The 1,261-nt window shown below is 75.9% G+C and carries 1 protein-coding gene; it reads right to left on the bottom strand.

Annotated features, from left to right (window positions below):
• Positions 1 to 727 precede the first annotated feature (727 nt).
• Positions 728 to 1,261 (bottom strand): hypothetical protein (locus AB0C29_RS49090; protein ID WP_360835342.1); only part of this gene is annotated, 534 nt, incomplete at its 5' end.

The raw sequence follows: 1,261 nt of genomic DNA, 5'->3' as shown, positions 1-1,261 counted from the left end.
ACGCCGGTGCACGGCATCGTCTACCGCGGCCACCGTTACGTCACCGGGATTCACGCCGATCCGGCGGCCCGCGGTCGGTGAGTCGCCGCAGAGCCCGGCGGCGTCGCAGGCTCCGGCGGCTTTCACCCCGTGGGCCAATGATCAGGCGCAGGATCCGCGCGTCGCGTCCTCGCAGAGCTTCCCGGCCGGGACCGATCCGCGTGGCGTTCCGGTGCATGATCCCCGGTTCTCGCCGCCGGGAGACCCGCGGGGTGCGTTGCCCGGGCAGGACCCGCGGCTCGTCCAGCCGCCTGCGCAGGACGCCTGGGCCGCTCAACAGCCTGGGCAGGACGTCTGGGCCGCTCAGCAGCCTGGGCAGGACGGCCGGCAGCCTGGGCAGGACGCCCGGCTCGCTCCGCCGCCAGCGCAGGGTGCCGACGCGCGGCTCGCGTCGCCGCAGGCGTTTCCGGCGGGCACGGATCCGCGTGGTGTGCCGGTGCACGATCCGCGGTTCTCGTCGCCGCAGGACACCGATCCGCGCCTCGCCGCGCCCCGGGGTCGTCGTGGCGGGCCGGCTGCCCCGTCCGCCGCCAACGCTTCGCGCGGCCGGGCGTCGTTCGACGACGGGTCGACCGCTGAGCGGCCGATCGTCGGTGGGCCGCGGACCGCGATGATTCTCTCCACGGGTACGCCGACCGCTGTGCCGCCTTCGCAGCGGCCGCCGTCCCGTACTGCTCCGACCGTTGGTTCACCGCAGCCCGGGGTCACCGCGTACGACGTTCCCGCCCAGGTCCGGCCCGTTACGGGCGTACCGGCCGCGCTCGAGGGCGAGGTTCTTCCGGCCCGGCACGGCGTCGATGGCCCGGTCACCGGTGAACTGCCGCTCATCAGCCCTCAGCCGGAGATGCCGACGGTCGGCATGGTCCGGCCGGGCTCTCCCGCGCCCGCCGACGTACCCGGGCAGCACCGCAGCCCGCAGCAGCCGCCCATGGACCGGGCGATCCAGGTGCCCGCTCAGCGGCCGGGCGAGGCGGACGGTTCGGGGCAGGCTGCCCAGAGTTATCTCGCCGATCCCGGCGTTCAAGCGCGGCCCGGTCAGCCGCGGCACGGTGGTCCGGCTCAAGCGGAGCCCGTGCTTCCGGTGCGGCCGATGGGCGTGCCCGCGCAGCCGCGGCACGGCGATCCGGCGGATCAGCACCGGTCGGAAGAGGCAGCCCGGCGGGCCGCGGCGCAGCAGGCGGACGCCGCACGCCAGGCCGACGCAGCACGCCAAGCCGAAGCC

The organism is Actinoplanes sp. NPDC048791, assembly GCF_040650095.1.
GTDB lineage: Bacteria > Actinomycetota > Actinomycetes > Mycobacteriales > Micromonosporaceae > Actinoplanes.
Note: the sequence above shows the minus strand (reverse complement) of the source record. Positions and strands in the feature narration are given on the sequence as shown.